Origin of the sequence: Variovorax flavidus, from assembly GCF_030317145.1 — a bacterium.
GTDB classification, from domain to species: Bacteria; Pseudomonadota; Gammaproteobacteria; order Burkholderiales; family Burkholderiaceae_C; genus Variovorax; species Variovorax flavidus.
In genome coordinates this window covers 162382-185539 of record NZ_JASZYE010000005.1, presented here as the reverse complement: position 1 = coordinate 185539, position 23158 = coordinate 162382, and the positions used below count along the sequence as shown (strand labels likewise).

The window sequence follows — 23158 nt, the reverse complement described above, 5'->3', positions numbered from 1 at the left end:
GGAGAATCGCTCCCCAATCCGCACGGCCGAAGCGCCGCTGGAGCAAGGACGACCATGTACTACGCCATCGTTGCCGCACTGATGCTTGTCTTTCCGCTGGCATCGATCCTTGTCGATGTTTCCATCCATCAGGTGCAGCCCGGCTGGTTCCTGGTCGGCAAGTGGTTCGTCTTCTGGGCCGTGGGCGTACGTCTGTTCGTCGCAGGGCTGCGGCAGATGCTGCAGCCGCGCTACACGGCCGAACAGATTCTCGGCATCCGGGGCGACGACGTCCTGCTCGTGGTCCGGGAGCTGGGCTTCGCGAACGCGTCCATCGGCATCGTCGGGATTCTCAGCATCGTTGCCACGGGATGGGTCGTCGCGGCTGCCCTTGCGGGCGGCATCTTCTATGGACTGGCTGGCATCAACCACGCCTTGCAGGGCCATCGCAACAGGCTTGAAAACGTGGCGATGGCGTCCGATCTCTTCGCGGCGGTGGTCCTGCTCGGTTATTGCATCTGGGTGGCGACGCGGTAGCCGATGAGGCATTTGGGCTGACTTGCGCGGCATGGGCGGGTCACGTAACGTCCTGTAACTTCACGTTCGCTCATCGACCGCTCGTTTTCATGCTCACCACACGCCGCTTCATCCAGACCCTTGCCGCCACTCTCTGCACGTCCGGCGCCTGGGCCCAGGATGCATCGCGCAGCCGGGCGCCGCGTCCTTCGGCGGCGCCGGGCACCTGGCCGACCAAACCGGTTCGCCTGCTCGTCGGCTTCCCGGCTGGCGCTTCGCCGGATCTCGCTGCGCGTGCGATCGCGGCGCCGCTCTCCAAGCTGCTGGGGCAGCCCGTCGTCGTCGAGAACCGTCCCGGCGCCAGTGGCAACTTCGCGGCCGACCAGGTGGCCAAGGCACAGGACGACCACACGATCGGCGCGCTGATCAACGGCAATCTCACGATCGCCAAGCTGCTCAATCCCCACACGCCCTTCGATCCGGAGAAGGACTTCGCGCCGGTCAGCCTGATCGGCACGGCGCCGCTGGTGCTGGCGGTGTCGAGCGATGCCGTCGGCGCCAATCCGACCGAACTGCTGCTGTGGGCGCGCAACCTCAACGATTCGGGCAAGTACGGCACGCCGGGCATTGGAACGGTCGGCCACCTGGGCATGGAGCTGCTGAAGAGCCGTACCAACATCACCGCGAAGCACGTGCCGTTCACGGGCAATCCGCAGGTCATCAACGCGATGTTGGCCGGCCAGATCCAGTTGGCGCTGTTGCCGCCGGGGCTTGCGAAGCCTCATGTGAAGTCGGGCAAGCTGAAGGCCGTGGGCGTGACCTCGCCGATGCGCAGCCCGTTGTTCGATGAACTGCCCACGCTGCGCGAGGCCAACGTGCGGGGCGCCGACCTGGAGATCTGGACGGCGCTGGCCGCGCCTTCGAGCCTGCCCGCGGCGGCAGTCGCGAAGCTCAATGCGGCCTTGGTGGAAGTGGTTCGCTCTGCCGAAGTCCAGCAGACGCTGCTCGCCGCTGGTTGGCAGGCGCAGGCTGGAACGCCGCAGGCACTGGGCTACCGCATGCGCAACGACACGTCGCAACTCGGCGGCGTGATCATCATGCGCGGAATTCGATCCGAGGCCTGAGCCCCCCGGCTTTGCACTGCGCTTCGCTGCGTGTCATTCGCCACCCCCCGAGGGGGAGGCGCGGCTCGCCTTGGGGCGGCCCGGCGGCGGCCGCAATGGAACTTGCCCGTTAGAGCAATCGGGAGATCTCGCTCGCCGAGGCGAGCAGCGCGGGCAGCATCGTCTCCTGCATCACCTTCGCGCTGGTGCGGTTGGCCTGCCCGCTGATATTGAGCGCGGCCACCGCCCGGCCGGCGCGGTCCACGATCGGCGCGGCGATCGAGACCAGGCCTTCTTCCAGTTCCTGGTTGACGAGGCACCAGCCCTGCCGCCGCGCCTGCACTACCTTCGCGAAGAGCGCGTCGACGTCAGTCACCGTGTGCTTGGTGAGGGCTTCGCGGTTCGATGCCGCAAGCCGCGCGTGGATCTCCTCGTCCTTGAGTTCGGCCAGCAGCAGACGCCCCATCGACGTGCAGTACGCCGGAAGACGCGAGCCCACGCCGAGGCTGATGCTCATGATCTTGTGCGTCGGCACGCGCATCACGTAGACGATGTCGGTCGCTTCGAGCACGGCCGCCGAGCACGACTCCTGCACCTGCCGTACCAGCGCTTCCATCACCGGCTCGGCGCGGTTCCAGATCGGCATCGACGAGAGGTACGCGAAGCCCAGGTCGAGGATGCGCGCCGTGAGACTGAAGAGCCTGCCGTCGCTCTCCACGTAACCCAGCGTCTGCAGCGTCAGCAGGATGCGGCGCGCACCGGCGCGCGTGAGTCCGCTCGCGGCGGCGACCTCGCTGAGCGTCTGGCGCGGGGCGCTGGCGCTGAACGAACGGATGACCTGGAGCCCCCGCGCGAAGGACTGCACATAGCTGTCGCCGGGCGAGGGTGAAACGGGGTGTGTCTCGTGGGTTGCCATGGGAAGTGATCTTCTCTAGAATTCATTATACGAACAACTGTTCGGTATGCGAACAAATCGCAGCGGGCATTTCCAGTCGGACAATCTGCAAGCCAAGGCGTTCGGCTTTCCCTCTTCCTTCCCGGAGACAGATTTCATGATCAACAAGATCGCGCGCTCGGTCGCTGATGCCATGGCCGGCATCCAGGACGGCTCCACGGTGCTGATCGGCGGCTTCGGCACCGCCGGCATTCCCAACGAACTCATCGACGGACTGATCGAACAGGGCGCCAAGGACCTCACCGTCGTCAACAACAACGCCGGCAATGCCGAGACCGGCCTCGCCGCGCTGCTCAAGGCTGGCCGCGTGCGCAAGATCATCTGCAGCTTCCCGCGTCAGGCGGACAGCCAGGTGTTCGACGGTCTCTACCGCTCCGGCAAGCTCGAACTCGAACTGGTGCCCCAGGGCAACCTCGCCGAGCGCATCCGCGCGGCCGGTGCCGGCATCGGCGCCTTCTTCTGCCCGACCGGCTTCGGCACGCAACTGGCGGGCGACCGCGAAACACGCGAGATCGACGGCAAGCAGTACGTGCTGGAGTACCCGATCCGTGGCGACGTCGCACTGATCAAGGCCGAGCAAGGCGACCGCTGGGGCAACCTGACCTACCGAAAGGCCGCGCGCAACTTCGGTCCGGTGATGGCGATGGCTGCCGATCGCACGATCGCCACCGTGCACGAGATCGTCGAGTTGGGCGAGATGGACCCCGAGACCATCGTGACGCCCGGCATCTTCGTCAACAAGATCGTCAAGATCGACCGCGTCGCCACGCAGGCCGGCGGCTTCAAGAAGGCAGCATGACCATGAGCAACTACACCCGCCGCACCAAGGACCAGCTCGCAGCGCGCGTCGCGCAGGACATCTTCGACGGCGCCGTCGTCAATCTCGGCATCGGACAACCCACGCTGGTGGCCAACCACCTGCCGGCCGGCCGCGAAGTCATCCTGCACAGCGAGAACGGCATTCTCGGCATGGGCGCCGCGCCCGCCGAAGGCCAGGAGGACTACGACCTCATCAACGCCGGCAAGCAGCCGGTGACGCTGCTGCCGGGCGGCGCGTTCTTCCACCATGCCGACAGCTTCGCGATGATGCGCGGCGGCCACCTCGACATCTGCGTGCTCGGCGCCTTCCAGGTCTCCGCCACCGGCGACCTCGCGAACTGGAGCACGGGCGAGGAAGGCGCCATCCCCGCCGTCGGCGGTGCGATGGACCTGGCCATCGGCGCCAAGCAGACCTGGGTCATGATGGACCTGCTCACCAAGAAGGGCGAGAGCAAGATCGTCGCCGAATGCACCTACCCGCTGACCGGCATCGGCTGCGTGAAGCGCGTGTATTCCGACCTCGCGACCATCGAATGCACGCTGTCGGGGCTGAAGCTGATCGACAAGGTCGAAGGCCTGGAGCATGCCGAACTCGAAAAACTGGTCGGCCTGCCGATCGCCATCTGACAACGGAACCGAGAGACACACCATGACGAATCAAGCCTTCATCTGCGACGCCGTTCGCACCCCCTTCGGCCGCTACGGCGGTTCGCTCTCCAGCGTGCGCGCCGACGACCTGGGCGCCGTGCCGCTCAAGGCGCTGATGGAACGCAACAAGAACGTCGACTGGCAAGCCGTGAGCGACGTGCTCTTCGGCTGCGCCAACCAGGCGGGCGAGGACAACCGCAACGTCGCGCGCATGTCCGCGCTGCTCGCGGGCCTGCCGCTCGAAGTCGGCGGCGGCACGATCAACCGCCTGTGCGGTTCGGGGCTGGATGCGGTCGGCACCGCGGCCCGCGCCATCAAGGCCGGCGAGACGGGCCTGATGATCGCCGGCGGCGTCGAGAGCATGAGCCGCGCGCCCTTCGTCATGCCCAAGGCCGAAAGCGCCTTCAGCCGCGCGAACGCCGTGTACGACACCACCATCGGCTGGCGCTTCGTCAACAAGCTGATGAAGGCGCAATACGGCGTCGACTCGATGCCGGAGACGGCCGAGAACGTCGCGACCGACTACAAGATCGAGCGCGAGGCGCAGGACCGCATGGCGCTCGCATCGCAGCAGCGCGCCGTGGCCGCGCAGAAGTCGGGCTTCTTCGATGCGGAGATCGTGCCGGTCACCGTGGCGCAGAAGAAGGGCGATCCGATCGTGGTCTCCAAGGACGAGCATCCCCGCGACACCAGCCTGGAAGCGCTCGCGAAGCTCAAGGGCGTGGTCCGTCCTGACGGCAGCGTGACGGCCGGCAATGCCAGCGGCGTGAACGACGGCGCCGCGGCGCTGCTGCTCGCCGACGAGGCGAGTGCCGCCAAGTACGGCCTCACGCCGCGCGCCCGCGTGGTGGGCATGGCGACGGCCGGCGTGCCGCCGCGTGTCATGGGCATCGGCCCGGCGCCAGCGACCGAGAAGGTGCTCAAGCTCACGGGCCTGAAGCTCGACCAGATCGACGTGATCGAACTCAACGAAGCATTTGCCGCCCAAGGCCTGGCTGTGCTGCGCTTGCTCGGCCTGAAGGACGACGACGCGCGCGTCAACATCAATGGCGGCGCGATCGCACTGGGCCACCCGCTGGGCGCCAGCGGTGCGCGCCTTGCGACCACCGCCATCAACCAGTTGCACAAGGGCGGCGGCCGCTACGCGCTGTGCACGATGTGCATCGGCGTGGGGCAGGGCATCGCGGTCATTCTCGAGCGCGTCTGATCGCCTGATCCCCATCCATCAAGGGCCTGGGCTGCGCATCGCGTGTGTCCGGGCCTTGCCGCGTGTGCGTGCCGGCAGGCCGCTTCGCGGCACCGTTTTCATCACTCGTAGTTCACCGGGCATCCAAGCCCCAAGGAAATCTCATGTTCTTCAGATTGCCATCCCAGCGTCGCCAACTCGGTATCGCCGCGCTCGCGCTCGCGGCTGCCGCCCTGCTGCCCGTCACGGCCAGCGCGCAGCAGTTTCCGACCAAGCCGGTGCGCATCATCACGCCGTTCCCGGTCGGGGGCGGACCGGACGGCGTTGCACGCCTTGTCGCGGACAAGCTGTCGCGCGCCTGGGGTCAGCCGGTGGTGGTCGAGAACCGGCCGGGCGGCAACGGCTTCATCGCGATCGACGCCTTCAAGCGCGGCGCCAAGGACGGGCATGACCTGATCGTGCTCGACAACGTGCACCTGGCCGCCTATCCGGCGCTGTTCAAGAAGCTGCCGTACGACGCCGCCAAGGACTTCGACACGCTGCTGCCGTTGTTCAAGACCTACTTCTTCTTCACGGTGCCGACGAACAGCAAGTACAAGACGGTCGGTGACCTGATTGCCGACGCCAAGGCGAATCCGGGCAAGCTGAACTACGGTTCGTGGTCGGTCGGCAATCCCGTGCACCTGGGGTCGGAGCTGTTCGAATCGGCCACCGGCACGCAGATGGAGCACGTGATCTACAAGGAAACGACGCAGCTCTACACCTCGGTCGCCACCGGTGAACTGGCCTTCGCGCTCGGCAGCAGCGCCACGGCCGGGCCGCTGCAGCGCGCGGGCAAGGTGCGCTTCCTGGCGGTGGCTGCACCCCAGCGCGTGTCCGCGTTCCCGGACGTGCCGACGGTGGCTGAATCGGGCGGTCCGAAGGGCTTCGAAGTCACCGGCTGGAACGCCATCGCAGCGCCCAAGGGCCTGCCGGCGGCCGTCACAGACAAGATCAAGCGCGACATCGAGAAGGCACTCGCGGAGCCGGACGTGCTGGAAAAGTTCAAGAGCTTCGGCTACGAGCCTTTCCCGCAGACGCGCGAGCAGTTCAACCAGTTCGTGCAGACCGAAACCCAGCGCTTCGGCGACGTGATCCGCAAGGCCAACGTCTCGCTGGACTAAGCGCCTTCCCAGACCAGTGTGGCGGCGGTCAGGTCTTCGAGCGCGCTGCCCACTGCCTTGAACACGGTGCGTTCGTGCTCGTTCGCGCGCCCTGGATGGGAGCCGCGACACAGGGCGGCGAAACTCACCACGCTGTCGGCGCGCAGCGTGCCGGCGGCCATCGCATCGAGCAGGTCGCCGGCTTTCCCCAAGGCCTCTTCGGTATCGACAAAAGTCCGCGCACCGGCAAAGCAGGCCGGGTCGGCTTCCCGCATCTGCGGCGTGAAGCTGCCGATCAGGTCGAGGTGTGAGCCCGGTGCGAGCCATTCGCCCTTGACCAGCGGTGAGGTGGCGAGGGTGGCGCAGGTCACGATATCTGCACTACGAACGGCCGCTTCGAGATCCGTGGCCGCTTGCGCATTCCAGCCTTCCGCGCGCCACTGGGCTGCCAGCGCTTGCGCGCCCTCGGGCCGGTGGTTCCACACCACCACCTCGTCGATTGCGCGCACGCTTGCGTGCGCGGCCGGCAGCAGGCGCGCGATGCGCCCTGTTCCCAGCACCAGCAGCCGTCTCGCGTTCGAGCGCGCCAGGAACGAGGCGCCCAGCGCGGATGCCGCCGCAGTGCGCCAAGCGGTGATCTCGTTGCCATCGGGTTGCGCCAGCGGCACGCCCGTGTGCGCGTCGTAGAGCACATAGGTCGCGTGCAGCCCGGGCAGGCCACGCGCGCTGTTGCCGGGGAAGATGTTGATGGTCTTGATGCCGAGATAGCCCGCGTCGCTCCATGCCGGCATGATCAGCACGGTGCCCCGGTCGCTGCCGGCTTCCACGGCATGCACATGGCGTTGCGGCACTGTGGCTTCGTTCGCAAAAGCTTCGCGCAGCGCCGGAACGAGGCGTTCAAAGTTCAGATGCGCGCGGGTCTGGTCGGCGTCGAGGATCTTCATGCGTGGACAATGTAGCTTTCCCGCAGCCGCGTCCCGCTTCGTTTTGAATCTCCCCATCATCACCGACCTGCATTTCTATGCGGTCGCCGTTCCCGCCGTGCTGATGCTCGGCGTCAGCAAGAGCGGCTTCGGCGCCGGCTTCGGCTCTCTTGCCGTTCCTCTCATGGCGCTCGCCGTCACGGTGCCGGAGGCGGCAGCGATCCTGATGCCGGTGCTGTTGCTGATGGATCTGCTGGGCATCGCCGCCTTTCGCCGCGACTTCGATCGCCGGCTGTTGTGGTTTCTCATTCCCTGCGGTCTTGTCGGCACGGTGATCGGTGCGCTCCTGTTCAAGGCGCTGCCGGCGCACACGGTCGCGGGCATCGTCGGCGTCTTCACGCTGTTGTTTCTTGCGCAGCGGGTGCTGTTCCCACCGCGGCCGAGCGACCCCTTGCCGTCGAAGACGGCCGGCGCCGTGCTGACGACCATCAGCGGCTTCACCAGCTTCATCGCGCATGCGGGCGGGCCGCCGGTCACGGCGTACGTCGTGCCGCTGCGGCTCTCGCCGGTGGCCTACACGGCGACGATGGCCTACTTCTTCTTCGTGGTGAACCTCAGCAAGTGGGTGCCCTATGCGTGGCTCGGCCTGCTCGACTGGCGCAATATGGCGACCTCCCTCGTGCTGCTGCCAATCGCGCCGCTGGGTGTCTGGGTGGGGATTCGCATCGCGCGCCGCATCGATCCCGCCTGGTTCTACCGCTTCGTCTACCTCGGCATGCTGCTGACGGGGCTCAAGCTGACCTGGGACGGATTCATCGCCTGATCCAGACGATGTAAGGCAAATATCTACGATTGCCGCGATTCCTGGGCATGTGCAGAATTTCGGCCATGACCGCACCGTCAACGACGCCCGCCGCTCTCCAGGACGACGAACTCCAGAACCTGGCTTCGGAGTGGCGCATCCGCGCCATGCAGGGCGACCAGCTCGCCCATCGCCTGGCCCAGGCACTCGAGGCGGAGCAGCGCCGCCGCATCCGCGACACGGGGCTGCAGACGCTGCCGCCGGCGGCTTCGCCGAATCCGGCGCCCTGGTGGAAGTTCTGGTGACCTCCTGCACGTGCACGCATGATTTCCATTGACTTCGGAATCGGCCTCGCGCTCCTGAGCCTCTTCGGCGCGACCTTTCTTTCCAACCTCCTGGCGCGTCGGCGCGACAAGGCACGGGAATTCGATCCGGTCACGCGCGAGGCGCGAGAGCTTCTTCTGCGCGAGCGCGCCGCGCCGGTCCCGCTGTGCCCCACGCTCGGCCCCGAGCACTGGGCCCGCCTGCACGCCGCGCAGCCGGGCTGGCGTCGCAAGGGCTTCGAGGCCGCAAAGGCGCGCTACGTGGAAGCGCGGAACTCCTTTTCGCGCCACGACTTCAATGGCGAGCTCTACTACCCCGATCCGAAGCTGATCGTCGGCGCCGTGCACGAAGTGCTGGTGCTCACCGAGCGCTTCTAGCCGCCCGCGCGGCGGCCCGGCTAGTGGTAGATCTTCTGCAGCAGGCGGATCAGCGTCTCGCGCTCGCGTGAGGTGAGCCGCGCGCTGGCATCCGCTTCGAGTTGCACGACCGTTCGTTCGGCTTCGCGCACCAGATCCTCGCCGGCCGGCGTCAGGTAGAGACCGATGGCACGGCCGTCATGCGGATGGGGCCGGCGCTCGATCAGGCCGCGGCTGTCCATGCCGGCGATCAGGCTCACCAGGTTGGGCGGGAGGATGTCCAGCGTGGAGCACAGTTGCCGCGACGTGGCGCCGGGGTTGTGCGCCAGCAGCGACAGCACCGAGAAGTCGACCTGCTTGAGCCCGTAGGCGGCCATTCGCTCCGCGAACACCTGGCTGACGATCAGCCACGCGCGGCGGGCGTTGTAGCCGACGAGCGCTTCGAGCACGCGGGTGTCGAGCCGGTCGGATCGCGGCGCCTGCGTAGGGGCCGCGGGAATGGATTTCTTGCGGGAGACTGCCATGCCCCGAGCGTAACTGCCTTCGGGGCCGCCGGGAGCCCCTCAGGCGACGGTCTGTGCGGTGACCGCCTCGCAGGCGCGCTTGACGATGCCGAGCCGCATCTCGAACTCCGGCAGCGCCCAGCGGCGGAAGGCGGCAGCAGGCGCCGACCACCGGGCGTCGTCCGGTGCTGCCTGTTCTATGCGCGCCCAGGCCCAGGCGAGCAGGGTGAGCATCACCACGCGCAGGTAGTCGTCGGCCACTTCGAAGGGCAGCGCCGCATCGGCGTGCGCGGCCATGGCGATCGTGGTGGTGAGGTAGCGAAGCTGCGCCAAGCGGCGCTGCACGTCGGCGTCGATCTCGCGCGAGGCGTCGAGCTCGTCGCGCAATTCGATGAGCACGGCCGACATGCCCGTGCCGCCATCGGCCAGCACCTTGCGCACCAGCAGGTCGATGGCCTGGATCTCGTTCGTGCCCTCGTAGATCATCGTCACGCGCGAATCCCGCACGACCTGTTCGATGCCCCACTCGCGCACGTAGCCGTGGCCGCCGAAGACCTGCAGGCATTCGCTCGCGCCCTGGAAGGCCTGCTGCGTGCAGGCGGCCTTCAGCACGGGTGTGACGAGCGCACACCAGCGCTGGGCGCGCTCGCGCACCTTGGGGTCGGCGTCATGCCGTGCGACGTCGAGCTGGATGGCGGTGCGATAGGCGATCACGCGGGCACCGTCGATCCAGGCGCGCTGGGTGTCGAGGATGCGGCGGATGGCCGGATGCTCGGCTACGAGATCCGCCGCCTCGCCGCCTCGGCTGGCAGGCGTCGGGCCGGGGGCGCGCATCTGGCGCCGCTCGTGCGCATAGGCGTGGGCTTTTTGCCAGGCTGCGTCGAGCAGGCCGATGCCTTGCAGCGCGACGTGCAGGCGTGCCGCGTTCATCATCACGAACATCGCGGCGAGACCGCGATTCGGTTCGCCGATCAGCCAGCCGGTGGCGTCGTCGAAGCGCATCACGCAGGTCGAGCTGCCGTGCAGGCCCATCTTTTCCTCGATGCGTTCGCAATGCACCGCGTTGCGCGAGCCATTGGGCAACACCTTCGGCACCAGCACCAGCGAGAGGCCCTTGGGGCCGGCGGGCGCGTCGGGCAGGCGGCAAAGCACCAGATGAACGATGTTCTCGGTGAGGTCGTGCTCCCCGCCCGAGATGAAGATCTTGCCGCCGGCCACGCGATGGCTGCCGTCGGCTTGCGCGATGGCGCGCGTGCGCACCTGGCCGAGGTCGCTGCCGGCGTGGGCCTCGGTCAGGCACATGGTCGCCAGCCATTCGCCGGTGGCGATCTTCGAGAGATAGCGTTGCTTCAGTTCTTCGCTGCCGTGGTGCTTCAGGCATTCGTAGGCGCCATGGAGCAAGCCCGGCGCCATGGTGAGGCCGTGGTTGGCCGCACTGAGCCATTCGAAGAGGATGGCTTCGAGAACGGCGGGCAGGCCCTGGCCGCCGTCTTCGGTCGCTGCCGAAAGGGCTGGCCAGCCGCCTTGCACGAAGGCGCCATAGGCTTCGCGAAATCCCGGCGGCGTGATGACCTGGCCATCGACGAAGCGGCAGCCGACCTCGTCGCCGGTCCGGTTCACGGGTGCGATGACTTCGGCGACGAACTTGCCCGCCTCGTCGAGGACCTGTGCCTGCAGCGCGTCGTCGACCTCCGCGAAAGGCGGCAAGGCACGCAGGCGCGTAGCGGCACCGAGCACCGTGTTCAACACGAAGCTCACGTCATCGGGGCGGGGCTGGTAGTTCATGGCAAGTCAGCGTCAGGACTCGGCCGTGAAGCCGATCTTCTTGACCAGCGGGCCCCAGCGTTCGTACTCGCTCTGGATGGACTTCTTCATTTCCTCGGGCGTCGAGCCTTGCGCGACCAGGCCGACGGCGAAGAGGCCTTCGATGATGGCCGGGTCCTTCAGCGCGGTGGTGATCGCCGCGTTGGCGGCGCTGATCACGCTGGCGGGTGTCTTCGCCGGTGCGATGAAGCCGAACCACTCCTCGGCAACGATTTCGGGAAAGCCCTGCTCCGCGAACGTGGGCACGTCGGGGAAGTAGGGCGCCCGCTTGTTGCCCGAGGTGGCGAGCACGCGCAGCTTGCCGGCCTTGGCGAAGGGGAGGTAGTCGCCCGCCGGTGTCATGCTGGAAGCGATCTGACCGCCGACCACGTCGTTCACCGCAGGCAGCGAGCCGCGATAGGGGACGTGCTTGAGTTCCGTGCCGCTGTTGAGGCCGAGCAGAGCGCCCAGGAAGTGAGGCGTCGATCCCGCACCGGGCGAACCGTAGCTGGCGTCCTTGGGATTGGCCTTGGCCCACGCGATGTAGTCCTTCAGGGTCTTGACCTCCGCCGGCACCATCGGGCCCACGGCCAGCCCGTGCGTCATGACGGCGCCGATCGAGATCGGCGCGAAGTCGCTGATCGTGTAGTTGAGCTTGCTGTAGATGTGCGGATAGGTCGACAGCGCCGAAGCCTGGGACACGGCCAGCACCGAGCCGTCGGCCGGTGAGGTCTTGAGCGCTTCGAGCGCGATGCGGCCGCCAGCGCCGGGGCGGTTGTCGACCACGGCCGCGTTCTTGGTGAAGGCGGTGTTGCCGAGCTTGTCGCCCACGCGCCGCGCGACGCTGTCGCCAGCGCTGCCGGCCGGGAAGCCGTAGAGGATCTTCACCTGGTTGAGCGCTTCCGCGAGCGCGGCGAACGGATGCAGCGCGCCGAAGGCGGTGGCTGCGCCGAGGGTCTGGACGAAATGGCGTCGGGTGGTCATGTCTTGTCTCCTGGGGTCTTCGTTGAATTCGTTGAGCGACTCAGCGCGGCGCCATGCGCAGTGCGCCGTCCAGCCGGATCACTTCGCCGTTGAGGTGGCCGTTGGTCACGATGTGGCAGGCCAGCTCGGCGAACTCCGAAGGCTTGCCCAGACGTGGCGGGAAGGGGATCGATGCGGCCAGCGATTGCTGGATGGGTTCCGGCAGTTCCTTGAGCAGCGGCGTCGCGAACAAGCCCGGTGCGATGGTGCAGACGCGGATGCCGTGCTGCGCGAGATCGCGCGCCATCGGCAAGGTCATGCCGACCAGGCCGCCCTTCGATGCGCTGTAGGCCTGCTGCCCCACCTGGCCGTCGAAGGCCGCGACCGAGGCGGTGAACATCATCACGCCACGTTCGCCGCCGTCGACCGGTTCGAGCTTGGCGCAGCGGGCTGCATAGAGGCGACTGATGTTGTAGGCGCCGACGAGGTTGACGTTGACGACGCGCACGAAGTCCTCGAGCGGTGCGGGGTTGCCGTCCTTGCCGACGATGCGCTTGGCGCTGCCGATGCCGGCCACGTTCATGAGGATGCGCGCGGGGCCGTGCGCGGCTTCGGCCTTGTCGAGCGCGGCTGTCACGCTGTCGGCTTGCGTGATGTCGCAGACGCAGGCGATGCCGCCGATTTCCGCGGCGACCTTTTCGGCCAGCGCGGCATTGACGTCGAGCACGGCGACCTTGGCGCCGAGCCGTGCGAGTTCGCGCGCCGTGGCTTCGCCGAGGCCGGATGCGCCCCCGGTGACGAGTGCGGCTTGTCCTTGGATGTTCATGGCTTGTGTCTCCTGGGTGGTTTTATCGGGGCTTCAGCGTGAAGGGCAGCGTATCGGCATGGAGGGCGTCGGCCAGCGTGGCGCGGTGCTTGAGCACGGCGCGCTGGTTGATGGAGCCCTTGTCGGTGAGTTCGCCCCTGTCGATCGAAGGCGGCTCGGACACGACGTGCCCGCGCGCGATACGGTTGGCGCTGCCGGTGCCCGATGCGGCGAGCGTGTCGAGCAAACCCTGGAACTGCGCCTGCACGGGTGTGCTTTCAACCACGTCCTTCATCGGCGCATCGGGCGCCAGGCCGGCGAGCTCGCGCACGGCTTGCGTCGGGAAGATCAGTGCGCCGACTTCCTTGAGGTTGATGCCGGTCAGCACCACGTCCTGCACGTAGGGCGCGCCGGCCGCGATGATCCTGGCCCTCAGCGGCCCGACGCTCACGAAGGTGCCGGTCGCCAGCTTGAAGTCTTCCGCGATGCGGCCGTCGAAACGCAGGCCGCGGTGAATGTCGGCTTCGTCGATCCACTGCACGGCATCGCCGGTGCAGAGAAATCCTTCCTCGTCGAAGGCTTCCCGCGTGGCTTCCGCCGAGCGCCAGTAGCCCGGCGTGACGTTGGGGCCGCGATAGCGTACTTCGGTCTTTCCGTCGACCTCGATCAGCTTGAGCGTCATGCCCGGGGTCGGCACGCCGACGTCGCCGGCCTTCACGTTCGGGCTGTTGATGAACATGGCGGAGGGACCCGATTCGGTCATGCCGAGGCCGGTCGCCATCACGATGCGCTCGCCGATCTCGGCTTCCTGGATGGAATGCAGCAGATCCCACACGGGCTGGGCCAGACCGGCGCCCGAGTAGAAGAACATGCGAACGCGCGAGAGCAGGGTCTTGCGCAGTTGCGCATCGGTCTGCATGGCTTGCGCGATGGCTTCGAAGCCGGTCGGCACGTTGAAATAGACGGTGGGCGCGATCTCGCGCAGGTTGCGCAGCGTCTCGGCCATGCCCGCCGGCGTGGGCTTGCCGTCGTCGATGTAGAGCGTGCCGCCGTGATAGATCGTGATGCCGACGTTGTGGTTGCTGCCGAAGGTGTGGTTCCAGGGCAGCCAGTCGATGAGCACCGGCGGCTCTTCGGCCAGCGCCGGCAGCGACTGGGCGATCTGGACCTGGTTGGCGCACCACATGCGCTGCGTGTTGATGACCGCCTTGGGCATCTTGGTCGAGCCCGAGGTGAACAGGAACTTGGTGATGGTGTCAGGGCCCGTCGCCGCCATGGCGGCATCGACGGCCGGGGTCGCCGGCGTGGCGAGCAGGCCGTCGAAAGAGGTGAGCGGCCGGCCAGCAAGCTCCAGGGACGGCTTGCCCGTGTCGCCCTCGCCACCGTGGCCCCGGTGCATGACGACCTCGACGTCCTTCGGCACGACCGCGGCAATGGCGCGTCCGAAGCGCGAGGCGTCGCTGGCGAACACCAGCCCCGGCGTCAGCGTGTCGAAGGCGTGGCGCAACTTGTCGTAGTCCTGGCTGACCGTGGAATAGGCGGGCGACGCAGGGCAGTAGGGAATGCCGGCGTAGATGCAGCCGAGCGACAGCAGCGCGTGTTCGAGGCTGTTCTCGCTCAAGATCATCACCGGCCGTTCGGCGCTCAGGCCGCGGTCGAGCAGGGCCTGGCCGATGCGGCGTGCGCCCTGCAGCGCCTCCGAATAGCTGAGGTGCTGCCAATCGCCGGTGCTGCCGTCGGGCAACTGCTCGCGGCGTGCCATGAAGCTGCGGTCCGGCGCGACCTGCGCCCAATGCATCAGGCGGTCGGTGATGCGCTCGGCGTAGCTGCCGAGCGGATCGGTGGCCTGCAGATACCGCACGCCGGATGCGCCTTCGCGCAGGCTGACATGACGCACGCCGAAGTTCAGGGGGCGATAGCGGGGCAGGGCTATGCCGGGGCGGGTGGCTTGCATGGGGTCCTCGGATCTTTGGGGGAGGTCAGGACTTCTGGACCTTGGCGGCCTTGCCTTCCAGGAAGGCTCGCACGCGTTCCTTGGCGTCAGGGGCGCTTTGCGCAATCCCAGCCATCAGCGCTTCGGTGAAGAACCCATGGTCCGCCGGCTGTTCGGCGATGCGCGGCAGGGCGTGCATGAGCGCGTAGTTGGTGAGCGGCGCGTTGGTCGCCACGCGCCTGGCGAGTTCGACCGCCTTCTCGAAGGCCGAGCCTTCGGGCACGAGGTATTGCGCGAAACCGGCGCGTTCGCCTTCCTCGGCGTTGTAGACGCGGCCGGTCATCATCATGTCGGTCATGCGGGCGGCGCCGATCAGCTTCGGGATTCGCACCGAGCCGCCGCCGCCGACGAAGATGCCGCGCGAGCCTTCCGGCAGCGCGTAGAAGGTGGTCGCATCGGCCACCCGGATATGGCAGGCGCTGGCGAGTTCCAGGCCGCCGCCGACGACCGCGCCGTGGAGGGCGGCAATCACCGGAACCGGGCCGAACTGCACGAGATCGAGTGCCGCGTGCCACATGCGCGAATGCTGCAGGCCCTGGCCGGCATCGCGCTCCTGCAGCTCGGAAAGATCGAGCCCGGCGCAGAAGTGCGGGCCCTCGCCATCGATCACTGCTGCACGCACCGTGGAAGGCAGGTTCTCGAAGGTGTTGCGCAAAGCGAGGATCAGCGCATCCGACAGCGCGTTGCGCTTGGCGCCGCGCGTGAGGCGGATGATGGCGATGTCGCCCTGGAGTTCGAGCTGGAGGTCGGTGTGGTTCATGATTGCATTCCGGAGTACGATCGATTATGGTTATAGAAAATAATCAATTCAAGCCGCGCGACAGGGTGCGGCATGAGGACTTACCCTAAGCCGCAAACCGCCTGGAGACAACTGCCCATGGACCACCAGAACCTGATCGCGATCGACACTCACACGCACGCCGAAGTGAGCTGCTGGAACCCCTTCGACAACTACGGCGAAGAATACGACCGGGCGGCCGACAAGTACTTCCGTTCGAGCCGCCGTCCGACCATCCAGGAAAGCATCGACTACTACCGCGAGCGCAAGATCGGCCTGGTGATGTTCATGGTCGATGCCGAGTCGAACATGGGCCGCCGCCGCATCCCGAACGAGGAAATCGCCGAGGCGGCGCAGAAGAACCCGGACATCATGATCGCCTTTGCCAGCATCGACCCGCACAAGGGGAAGATGGGTGCGCGCGAAGCCCGCCGGCTGATCGAGGAGCACGGCGTCAAGGGCTTCAAGTTCCATCCGACGGTGCAGGGCTTCCACCCCTACGACAAGATGGCGTGGCCGATCTACGAGGTCATCAATGAATACGGCCTGCCGGCGGTGTTCCACACCGGCCACAGCGGCATCGGCTCGGGCATGCGCTGCGGCGGCGGGCTCCGGCTCGAATACAGCAACCCGATGCACCTGGACGATGTCGCGATCGATTTCCCCGACATGCAGATCGTCATGGCACATCCGAGCTTCCCGTGGCAGGACGAGGCGCTGAGCGTGGCCACGCACAAGCCCAATGTCTGGATCGACCTGTCCGGCTGGAGCCCCAAGTACTTTCCGAAGCAGCTGGTGCAATACGCCAACACCCTGCTGAAGGACCGCGTGCTGTTCGCCAGCGACTACCCGCTGATCACGCCGGACCGCTGGCTCAAGGATTTCGAGGATGCCGGCTTCAAGCCCGAGGTGGTGCCCGGCATCCTGAAGGGCAATGCGGTTCGCCTGCTCAAGCTCGACCAGTAGGTTCGGGCGATCCGGGCGCTACGGCGTCCTTTCTTCCTCGACGCGATCCCAGTCCAGGCCGGTGCGCTGGCGCCGCTCCTCGCGTTCGCGCGCCATCTGTTCCTGAAACTGCTGGCGGCCTTCCTTGGCGACCGCGATCAGTTTGGTCCGGTCCTTGTAGTGCGGATAGGTTTCGTGCATCAACTCGATGTTGCGACGTCGAAAGCGCATGGCGGTTTCGCGCGCTTCGTGCGCAGGCCAGCCGAGCCCTTCGAGCACTGACCGGGCGCTGCGCAGCGATGACTCGAACACCTCGCGCTCGACGAATTCGACCTTGCGGTCGAGCAACTGGTAGAGGTGCGCCACGTTGCGTGCGCGCGCGACGATCCGGGCATTCGGAAAGTGCTTTTGTGCCAGGTCCACGATTTCGAGCGATTGCTCCGTGTCATCGACCGCTACCACCAGCACCTTGGCCGTGCCGGCGCCGGCCGTGCGCAGGAGATCGAGGCGCGTCGCATCGCCGTAGAAGACGCGGAAGCCGAATTCGCGCAGGCTCTCGATGGTGTCCGGATCATGATCCAGCACCGTGATCTTGAGGCCCTGCGCGCTCAGCATGCGACCGACGATCTGCCCATAGCGGCCGAAGCCGCAGATGACGACCTTGGCGTCCTGCTGCTCGGAGATCTCCTCCATCGACGTCGGCGCATGCGCGCTGTAGCGCGGCAGCACCCACTTGTCGATCGCGACCAGCAGGAGAGGCGATATCAGCATCGACAGCGCGACGGCGCCGATCAGGAATGAAGCGATGCCGTGCGGCAGCACATTCGGCCCGGCGGCCTGGAACACGACGAAGGCGAACTCGCCGCCCTGCGCCAGCAGCAGCGTGAACACCGGTCGCTGCTGGTAGGGGATGTCCATCAGCTTGCCCAGCGCGTAGATCACGCCGAACTTGAGCAGCATGAAGCCGACCACGACCACCGCCATGAGTCCTGGCTGGGCCAGGAGCACGCCGAAGTCGATGCTCATGCCGACGGCGATGAAGAAGAGGCCGAGCAGCAGGCCCTTGAAAGGTTCGATGTCGGTCTCGAGCTCGCGTCGGTATTCGCTCTCCGCCAGCAGCACGCCGGCGAGGAAGGCACCCAGCGCCATCGAGAGGCCGATGAACTGCATGAGCGCGGCAATGGCGACCACCAGCAGGAGCGCGGCAGCGGTGAAGATCTCGGGCGTGTTGCTGCGCGCGATCCAGCGCAGGAGAGGGCGCAGGGCCAGCCGCCCGCCGAGCACGATGCCGCCGATGACGGCGACGATCTTCAGGCCTTCCAGCGTCCGTTCGAGGCCGGTCATGCCTTCGCCGGCATCGGCGCCGACCGCCAGCAGCGGGAGCAGCGCCAGGATCGGGATGGCCGCGACGTCCTGGAACAGGAGGATCGAGAAGCCGGCCTGCCCGCTGGAGGTCAGCAGCAGGTTGCGCTCGCCCAGCACCTGCAATGCGATCGCAGTCGACGACAGGGCGAGCCCCAGAGCCGCCACCAGCGCGACGCGCCAGTTCGCACCCGCCGCCCATCCGGCCATGAACAGCACCGCGGCGCAGGCCAGCACCTGCGCCGAACCCCAGCCGAAGATCGGCTGGCGCAGGCTCCACAGGCGCTTGGGCTCCAGTTCGAGTCCGACCAGGAAAAGCATCAACACCACGCCGAACTCGGCGAAGTGCAGGATGTCTTCGACGTTGGTCACCAGCCCGAGCCCCCAGGGCCCGATGGCGATGCCGGCGGCCAGGTAGCCAATGATCGAGCCGAGCCCGAGCGCTTTCGACAGCGGCACTACCAGCACGGCCGCGCCAAGATAGATCAGGGAATTGACGAGCCAGCCCGGGGCGTGTTCCATGATCAGGCCTCCCCGTGGACGACGGGCCTGTCGACCTCGGGCACGGCGCAGCTCACGCAGCTGTCCAGGTCTTCGAGTTCGGGCCAGTTCGGGTAGGTGGACAGCCGATCCTTGAACACCGCGACGTGCGCCGCCACTTCGCCGGCAGGCGCGCTGCGCGCGCCATGGAACAGCAGCGGCGGCAGAAAGCGCATGCCGCAGAGCGCGGCGGTCTGCTCGTAGGGTGGCAGGAAGGCGTCGAAGAAATAGCGGTTGTAGCTTTGCGGGTGGTAGCTCGTCTCGGGGCCACCGGTGGTGGCGGCCAGCCAGAAATCCTTGCCCTCCAGCGCCGTTCCGCCCGTGCCGTAGGCCCATCCGTAGCCCAGCACCTCATCGAGCCAGAGCTTCTGCAGCGCCGGCATCGAATACCACTGGATCGGGTGCAGCAGGACCAGCAGGTCGGCGCGCGCCAGTCGAGCCTGCTCGGCGCCGACGTCGATCGCGTAGTCGGGGTAGGTGTCGTAGAGATCGTTGACGTCGACGCCCGGCACGGCTTGCGCCGCTTTCAGCAACTGGAGATTGACGCGCGAGTCCCGCCAGCGGGGGTGAGCGGCGATCAGGTAGATGCGAGGGGCGGCGCTTTCCGTGCTTGTTGTTGTCGGCATGCCGCGAACATAGCGCACTCCGTGCACCGCTACCATGACGCCTGTCTTCAGCTTCGAGGAGCTTCATATGCCGGTGGTCCTGGTCGCCAACCCCAAGGGCGGAGTTGGCAAGTCCACGCTCGCGACCAACATCGCGGGTTACTACGCCAGCCGCGGCCACGCGGTGATGCTGGGCGACATCGACCGCCAGCAGTCGTCGTGCCTGTGGCTCAACCTGCGACCGCCGCAGGCGCGCGAGATCCGAACCTGGCACGCTTCCGAGGACGGCGAGGTCGTGCGGCCGCCGCGCGGAACGACGCACGCCGTCGTCGACACCCCGGCCGGCTTGCACGGCTCGCGCTTCAAGGAGGTCGTGGCATTGGCCGACAAGGTGCTGGTGCCCTTGCAGCCCAGCATCTTCGATATCTATGCGACGCGCGATTTTCTCGACAAGCTGCTGTCGCACCGCCATGCGGACAAGACGAAGGTGGCCCTGGTCGGCATGCGCGTGGACGCACGCACGCTCGCGGCCGACCGGCTGCGCGAGTTCGTCTCCGGGCTCGACGTGCCGGTGCTCGGGGAACTGCGGGACACGCAGAACTACGTTCAGCTCGCAGCCCGCGGACTCACGCTGTTCGATATCGCGCCCGGCCGTGTGCAGCGTGATCTGGAGCAGTGGGAGCCGATTCGGCATTGGCTTGACGCCTGAGGTTTTTCCCTAGTTCCCATGTCGCCGCGTGGACAGGCGCGCCGGCACCGCCCCGATACAGTGAATCGCATGAAAAAGACCTTCCAGACCCTCCAGGATCTCGCCGCATGCGTCGGCCAGGAAGTCGCCGTGAGCGACTGGATCACCATCACGCAGGAGCAGGTCAACCAGTTCGCCGAGGCAACCGGGGACCACCAATGGATCCACGTGGACGTCGAAAAGGCCAAGGCCGGGCCGTTCGGCGCGCCGATCGCCCATGGCTTCCTGACCTTGTCGCTGCTGCCGCGCATCTACGAAACGGCCATGAGCGTCGTCGAGTCGCGCATGGGGGTGAACTACGGCCTGAACCGCGTCCGGTTCATGTCGCCGGTGCCGGTGGGCGGGCGCGTACGGGGGCGGATGAAGCTCCTGAGCTCGGAGCCGATCGCCAACGACGGTCTGCAGATGACCTGGGAAACCACCATCGAACTCGAAGGTTCACCCAAGCCGGCCTGCGTCGCCGAATCGGTGGTGAGAAGGTATCCGTAGCTCGCCCCCAGGCTTGCTCACTTCGTGTAGCCGCCTACCCCCTGCCGGGGGCACCACCGGTGGACCGGCGGAGCCGGATCCTCGGTGGTTCACGCAGGGCGGCGCTCGCCGCCTTTTGCGCTTGATCAGTGGAAATCGTTCTGGCGCCAGGCTTCGAACACGGTGACGGCCACGGCGTTCGACAGGTTGAGGCTGCGCTGGCCTTCCTTCATGGGAAGGCGCAGCCGCTGCGGGGCCGGAAAGCGCTCGCGCAGTTCTGGCGCGAGGCCGCGCGTTTCCGAGCCGAAGACGAGCCAGTCACCGGGGCGGAAGGCGACGTCGTGCACCGCCTGCGTGCCGCGCGTCGTGAGGGCGAACATCCGGTCCGGCGCAGGATGCTCGGTGTCGAGCAGGGCCTGCCAGTCGCGGTGGCGCAGGACCTTGGCGTACTCGTGATAGTCCAGGCCGGCGCGGCGCAACAGCCGGTCGTCCATTGAAAAGCCGAGCGGCTCGACCAGATGCAGGGTGCAGCCCGTGTTGGCGGCCAGGCGGATGACGTTGCCGGTATTGGGCGGGATCTCGGGTTCGACGAGGACGATGTGAAACATGGCGCTGATTGTCGGTGGCGCTCAGCCGGATGCCTCCGTGCGGGCGAGCACGATCGCCGTGATGTGCGATGCGCCACCCGCGCGCAGCACCTCGGCGGCAGCGAAGAGGGATGCGCCGCTGGTCATCACGTCGTCGACCAGCGCGACCCGGCGGTCGCGGACGGCCGACGCGCGAAGCGGCTCCAGGGCAAATGCTCCCCGCAGGTTGCGCAGGCGCTCGGACCGCGCCAGCCCGCTTTGGGCCGTGGTCTCCCGTATCCGCAGCAGCAGGGTCGGGTCGGTCTTCCGTGGCGACAGGCGTCGTGCAAGCTCGTGCGCCTGGTTGAAGCCGCGCTCGCGCAATCGCGCCGGCGCGAGGGGCATCGGCAGGACGATGTCCGCCTTCTCGAGCGCAGGCTCGACCCATGGCGCGCTGCGCAGCAGGGTCGCCAGCGGTGCGGCCCGCCCCGCATCGCCTCGAAACTTGAACTCCGCGATGCATTCGGGCCACGGCCAGACGTAGGCGCAGGCCGCGAGGCAGGCATCGAGCGGTGGAGGGGCCCGCGTGCACTCGCCGCACCGTGAAACGCCGTCGGGAACCTGCAGCGCGCAGGTCGCGCAGCGCGGGGTCGGCGGAGCGAAGCGCGCCACGCACGCGTCGCATACGGGCTGCGCCGGCCACGCGCGGCAAACGACGCATTGGCTGGGCAGGCGATTGAGCAGGCCCGGGAAAGGCCGTTCGATCCAATGGCTGAACATCCCTCAATATACTGAGCGCCCCATGTCCACCGAGCCCGCACACCGCCCGCCGACCATCGACGCCACGGCGGCCGCGCGATGGGCCCAACTCGCGCCGGAAGCGGCATCTCCCTGGCTGCACGAGGAGGTCGGTCGCCGCATGGAGGACCGGCTGCAATGGATCAAGGCCAAGCCGCGCCACTGGGTCGACTGGGCACCCTTGCGCGGCGGCCTGGAGGCGCACGCCCTGGTCGCGCGCCGCTACCGTGACGCCGCATCGTTCGTGATCGAGCCAGAAGCCGCATTGATCCCGCCGACCGGAAAGGCGCTGGCCGCGCCGTGGTGGTCCGCCCGGCGCTGGCAGGGGTCGCAGGCCAGCTTCGACGCGCCGCCCGAAGATGGCGTGGATCTGCTCTGGGCCAACATGGCGCTGCACATGGCCGCCGATCCGGAGACGCTGATCGCCGAATGGCATCGCCGGGTCGCGACCGACGGTTTCCTGATGTTCTCGTGTTTCGGCCCCGACACCTTGATGGAACTGCGTGCCCTGTACCGCCGGCTGGGCTGGCCGGCCGCCAGCCACGAGTTCACCGACATGCACGATTGGGGCGACATGCTGGTCGGCGCTGGCTTCGCCGAACCCGTGATGGACATGGAACGCATCGTGCTTACCTGGCCCAACGCCGATGCCGCGCTGGCCGAGTTGCGCGGCATCGGGCGCAACCTGCATCCCGGTCGTTTTCCGGCGCTGCGCGGCAAGGCCTGGCGCAGCGCGCTGGCGGAGGCATTGCCCGAACTGGCACCGGCCGAAGAGGGCGGCGGGCGGATCGCGCTGACCTTCGAGATCATCTACGGACACGCCTTCAAACCGCCCCCGCGGGTCGCCCTTTCCATCGAAAGCGCCGTGTCGCTGCGCGAGATGCGAACAATGCTTCAGCGCAACCGCCAGGGCTTGTGAGTGATTGTTGCGTGACCCGCTACAATCCGGCGCTGCGTGAACTCCCGGGTATTGTCCCGTGATCGAGGCCTGTCGGACATGGGTTTGACAGCGATCGACGCACCGATTTGCTGAACTCGCCCGTGTCGAATTCCGTGTTTCGTTTTGCCACTGTTTCAGGCCAGAGCATCCATTGGTTCCTGAAGCGCAACTGCTCGGTCACGCCGAGCCAGCTTGGCTGGCTCTACGCGTCGCTTTGCGTCGTGTCTCTTGGCATCGGAACCGTCTTCTGGCTGAACGGTGCACGACTCGTGCTGCCGTTTGCCTGGCTCGAAATCGCCGCGGTGGGTTTCGCGTTCGTGCTCTATGCACGGCACGCGACCGATGGCGAGAAGATCGCCTTGCAGGGTGGGCGGTTGGTGGTCGAGCTCGAGAACGGTGGGCACTATGAGCGCACGGAATTCTTGCCGCACCAGGTGCGGGTCGAGCCACAGGACAGCGATCGCTCGCTGATCGAGGTCTCGGGTCAAGGTCGTTCGGTCAGGGTGGGGCGCTATGTGCGCCCGGAGTTGCGCGCGGCGTTGGCGCGCGAGATTCGCATGGCATTGCGCAGTGCCTGAGGGGGCAGGC

General features: G+C 67.2%; 26 protein-coding genes. 14 read left to right on the top strand and 12 right to left on the bottom strand.

The window, feature by feature from the left end:
* Positions 1–54: 54 nt before the first annotated feature.
* Positions 55–516 carry a DUF6790 family protein gene (locus QTH90_RS22615; protein ID WP_286666817.1) on the top strand — a complete coding sequence of 154 codons (462 nt, stop codon included), beginning with the start codon at positions 55–57 and terminating at the stop codon, positions 514–516.
* Between the two features lie 89 nt (positions 517–605).
* Entirely contained in the window at positions 606–1619 is a 1014-nt protein-coding gene (locus QTH90_RS22610; RefSeq protein WP_286666816.1) for a Bug family tripartite tricarboxylate transporter substrate binding protein, read from the top strand.
* 109 nt (positions 1620–1728) lie between these two features.
* Here the strand turns inward: QTH90_RS22610 and QTH90_RS22605 are convergent, their stop codons facing one another.
* Positions 1729–2514 (bottom strand): IclR family transcriptional regulator domain-containing protein, encoded by a 786-nt coding sequence (locus QTH90_RS22605; protein ID WP_286666815.1) that lies wholly within the window; start codon positions 2512–2514, stop codon positions 1729–1731.
* 136 nt (positions 2515–2650) lie between these two features.
* On the opposite strand from QTH90_RS22605, the gene QTH90_RS22600 reads away from it, so the two are divergent.
* The 4 genes from QTH90_RS22600 (at position 2651) to QTH90_RS22585 (ending at position 6369) form a co-directional block, all read left to right on the top strand.
* Positions 2651–3352, top strand: coding sequence for a 3-oxoacid CoA-transferase subunit A (locus tag QTH90_RS22600; RefSeq protein ID WP_286666814.1), 702 nt, complete (start codon positions 2651–2653; stop codon positions 3350–3352).
* Positions 3349–3999 (top strand): 3-oxoacid CoA-transferase subunit B, encoded by a 651-nt coding sequence (locus tag QTH90_RS22595; protein WP_286666813.1) that lies wholly within the window; start codon positions 3349–3351, stop codon positions 3997–3999. The genes QTH90_RS22600 and QTH90_RS22595 overlap by 4 nt, the downstream gene beginning before the upstream one ends.
* A gap of 22 nt (positions 4000–4021) precedes the next feature.
* A complete protein-coding gene (gene pcaF / locus QTH90_RS22590) occupies positions 4022–5227 on the top strand; it encodes a 3-oxoadipyl-CoA thiolase (protein WP_286666812.1) in 1206 nt (401 codons plus the stop codon).
* Positions 5228–5370: 143 nt separating this feature from the next.
* On the top strand, positions 5371–6369 hold the full coding sequence (locus tag QTH90_RS22585) for a Bug family tripartite tricarboxylate transporter substrate binding protein (protein WP_286666811.1): 999 nt from the start codon (positions 5371–5373) through the stop codon (positions 6367–6369).
* On the opposite strand, the gene lhpI is transcribed toward QTH90_RS22585, so the two are convergent.
* Positions 6366–7292, bottom strand: a complete 927-nt coding sequence (gene lhpI, locus QTH90_RS22580; protein WP_286666810.1) for a bifunctional Delta(1)-pyrroline-2-carboxylate/Delta(1)-piperideine-2-carboxylate reductase — start codon at positions 7290–7292, stop codon at positions 6366–6368. The genes QTH90_RS22585 and lhpI overlap by 4 nt on opposite strands.
* A 43-nt stretch (positions 7293–7335) precedes the next feature.
* Between lhpI and QTH90_RS22575 the strand changes: the two genes are divergently transcribed.
* The 3 genes from QTH90_RS22575 to QTH90_RS22565 all read left to right on the top strand — a co-directional run bounded on the left by QTH90_RS22575 (position 7336) and on the right by QTH90_RS22565 (position 8774).
* Positions 7336–8094 carry a sulfite exporter TauE/SafE family protein gene (locus tag QTH90_RS22575; protein ID WP_286666809.1) on the top strand — a complete coding sequence of 253 codons (759 nt, stop codon included), beginning with the start codon at positions 7336–7338 and terminating at the stop codon, positions 8092–8094.
* A 65-nt stretch (positions 8095–8159) separates the two neighbouring features.
* A complete protein-coding gene (locus QTH90_RS22570; RefSeq protein WP_286666808.1) occupies positions 8160–8378 on the top strand; it encodes a hypothetical protein in 219 nt (72 codons plus the stop codon).
* Between the two features lie 18 nt (positions 8379–8396).
* Entirely contained in the window at positions 8397–8774 is a 378-nt protein-coding gene (locus QTH90_RS22565; protein ID WP_286666807.1) for a hypothetical protein, read from the top strand.
* A 20-nt stretch (positions 8775–8794) separates the two neighbouring features.
* Here the strand turns inward: QTH90_RS22565 and QTH90_RS22560 are convergent, their stop codons facing one another.
* From QTH90_RS22560 to QTH90_RS22535, 6 genes are read right to left on the bottom strand one after another with little or no spacing between them, the layout of a single operon-like run.
* Complete coding sequence (locus tag QTH90_RS22560; protein WP_286666806.1) at positions 8795–9277, bottom strand: MarR family winged helix-turn-helix transcriptional regulator; 483 nt, start codon at positions 9275–9277, stop codon at positions 8795–8797.
* A 39-nt stretch (positions 9278–9316) separates the two neighbouring features.
* Positions 9317–11041: an acyl-CoA dehydrogenase family protein gene (locus tag QTH90_RS22555; RefSeq protein ID WP_286666805.1), complete on the bottom strand. Its 1725-nt coding sequence runs from the start codon at positions 11039–11041 to the stop codon at positions 9317–9319.
* A gap of 12 nt (positions 11042–11053) precedes the next feature.
* Positions 11054–12043 (bottom strand): Bug family tripartite tricarboxylate transporter substrate binding protein, encoded by a 990-nt coding sequence (locus tag QTH90_RS22550; RefSeq protein WP_286666804.1) that lies wholly within the window; start codon positions 12041–12043, stop codon positions 11054–11056.
* Positions 12044–12083: 40 nt separating this feature from the next.
* A complete protein-coding gene (locus tag QTH90_RS22545; protein ID WP_286666803.1) occupies positions 12084–12848 on the bottom strand; it encodes an SDR family NAD(P)-dependent oxidoreductase in 765 nt (254 codons plus the stop codon).
* 22 nt (positions 12849–12870) lie between these two features.
* The gene (locus QTH90_RS22540; protein WP_286666802.1) at positions 12871–14781 is read right to left on the bottom strand and encodes a feruloyl-CoA synthase; all 1911 of its coding nucleotides are present in this window, start codon (positions 14779–14781) and stop codon (positions 12871–12873) included.
* 25 nt (positions 14782–14806) lie between these two features.
* Positions 14807–15580: a crotonase/enoyl-CoA hydratase family protein gene (locus QTH90_RS22535; RefSeq protein ID WP_286666801.1), complete on the bottom strand. Its 774-nt coding sequence runs from the start codon at positions 15578–15580 to the stop codon at positions 14807–14809.
* 117 nt (positions 15581–15697) lie between these two features.
* On the opposite strand from QTH90_RS22535, the gene QTH90_RS22530 reads away from it, so the two are divergent.
* The gene (locus tag QTH90_RS22530) at positions 15698–16564 is read left to right on the top strand and encodes an amidohydrolase family protein (RefSeq protein WP_286666800.1); all 867 of its coding nucleotides are present in this window, start codon (positions 15698–15700) and stop codon (positions 16562–16564) included.
* 18 nt (positions 16565–16582) lie between these two features.
* Here the strand turns inward: QTH90_RS22530 and kefC are convergent, their stop codons facing one another.
* Positions 16583–18427 carry a glutathione-regulated potassium-efflux system protein KefC gene (gene kefC / locus QTH90_RS22525; protein WP_286666799.1) on the bottom strand — a complete coding sequence of 615 codons (1845 nt, stop codon included), beginning with the start codon at positions 18425–18427 and terminating at the stop codon, positions 16583–16585.
* Positions 18428–18429: 2 nt separating this feature from the next.
* The gene (kefF, locus tag QTH90_RS22520) at positions 18430–19071 is read right to left on the bottom strand and encodes a glutathione-regulated potassium-efflux system oxidoreductase KefF (RefSeq protein ID WP_286666798.1); all 642 of its coding nucleotides are present in this window, start codon (positions 19069–19071) and stop codon (positions 18430–18432) included.
* Between the two features lie 67 nt (positions 19072–19138).
* Here kefF and QTH90_RS22515 point away from each other — a divergent pair, with 67 nt between their 5' ends.
* Both QTH90_RS22515 and QTH90_RS22510 read left to right on the top strand, forming a co-directional pair.
* A complete protein-coding gene (locus QTH90_RS22515; protein ID WP_286667008.1) occupies positions 19139–19759 on the top strand; it encodes a ParA family protein in 621 nt (206 codons plus the stop codon).
* A 69-nt stretch (positions 19760–19828) separates the two neighbouring features.
* On the top strand, positions 19829–20287 hold the full coding sequence (locus tag QTH90_RS22510; protein WP_286666797.1) for a MaoC family dehydratase: 459 nt from the start codon (positions 19829–19831) through the stop codon (positions 20285–20287).
* A 125-nt stretch (positions 20288–20412) separates the two neighbouring features.
* Here the strand turns inward: QTH90_RS22510 and trmL are convergent, their stop codons facing one another.
* Entirely contained in the window at positions 20413–20874 is a 462-nt protein-coding gene (gene trmL, locus QTH90_RS22505; RefSeq protein ID WP_286666796.1) for a tRNA (uridine(34)/cytosine(34)/5-carboxymethylaminomethyluridine(34)-2'-O)-methyltransferase TrmL, read from the bottom strand.
* Positions 20875–20895: 21 nt separating this feature from the next.
* Positions 20896–21612, bottom strand: a complete 717-nt coding sequence (locus tag QTH90_RS22500) for a ComF family protein (RefSeq protein WP_286666795.1) — start codon at positions 21610–21612, stop codon at positions 20896–20898.
* A gap of 22 nt (positions 21613–21634) precedes the next feature.
* On the opposite strand from QTH90_RS22500, the gene QTH90_RS22495 reads away from it, so the two are divergent.
* Complete coding sequence (locus tag QTH90_RS22495; RefSeq protein ID WP_286666794.1) at positions 21635–22549, top strand: methyltransferase domain-containing protein; 915 nt, start codon at positions 21635–21637, stop codon at positions 22547–22549.
* Positions 22550–22671: 122 nt separating this feature from the next.
* Positions 22672–23148, top strand: coding sequence for a DUF2244 domain-containing protein (locus QTH90_RS22490; protein ID WP_286666793.1), 477 nt, complete (start codon positions 22672–22674; stop codon positions 23146–23148).
* The last annotated feature ends 10 nt before the right edge of the window (positions 23149–23158 follow it).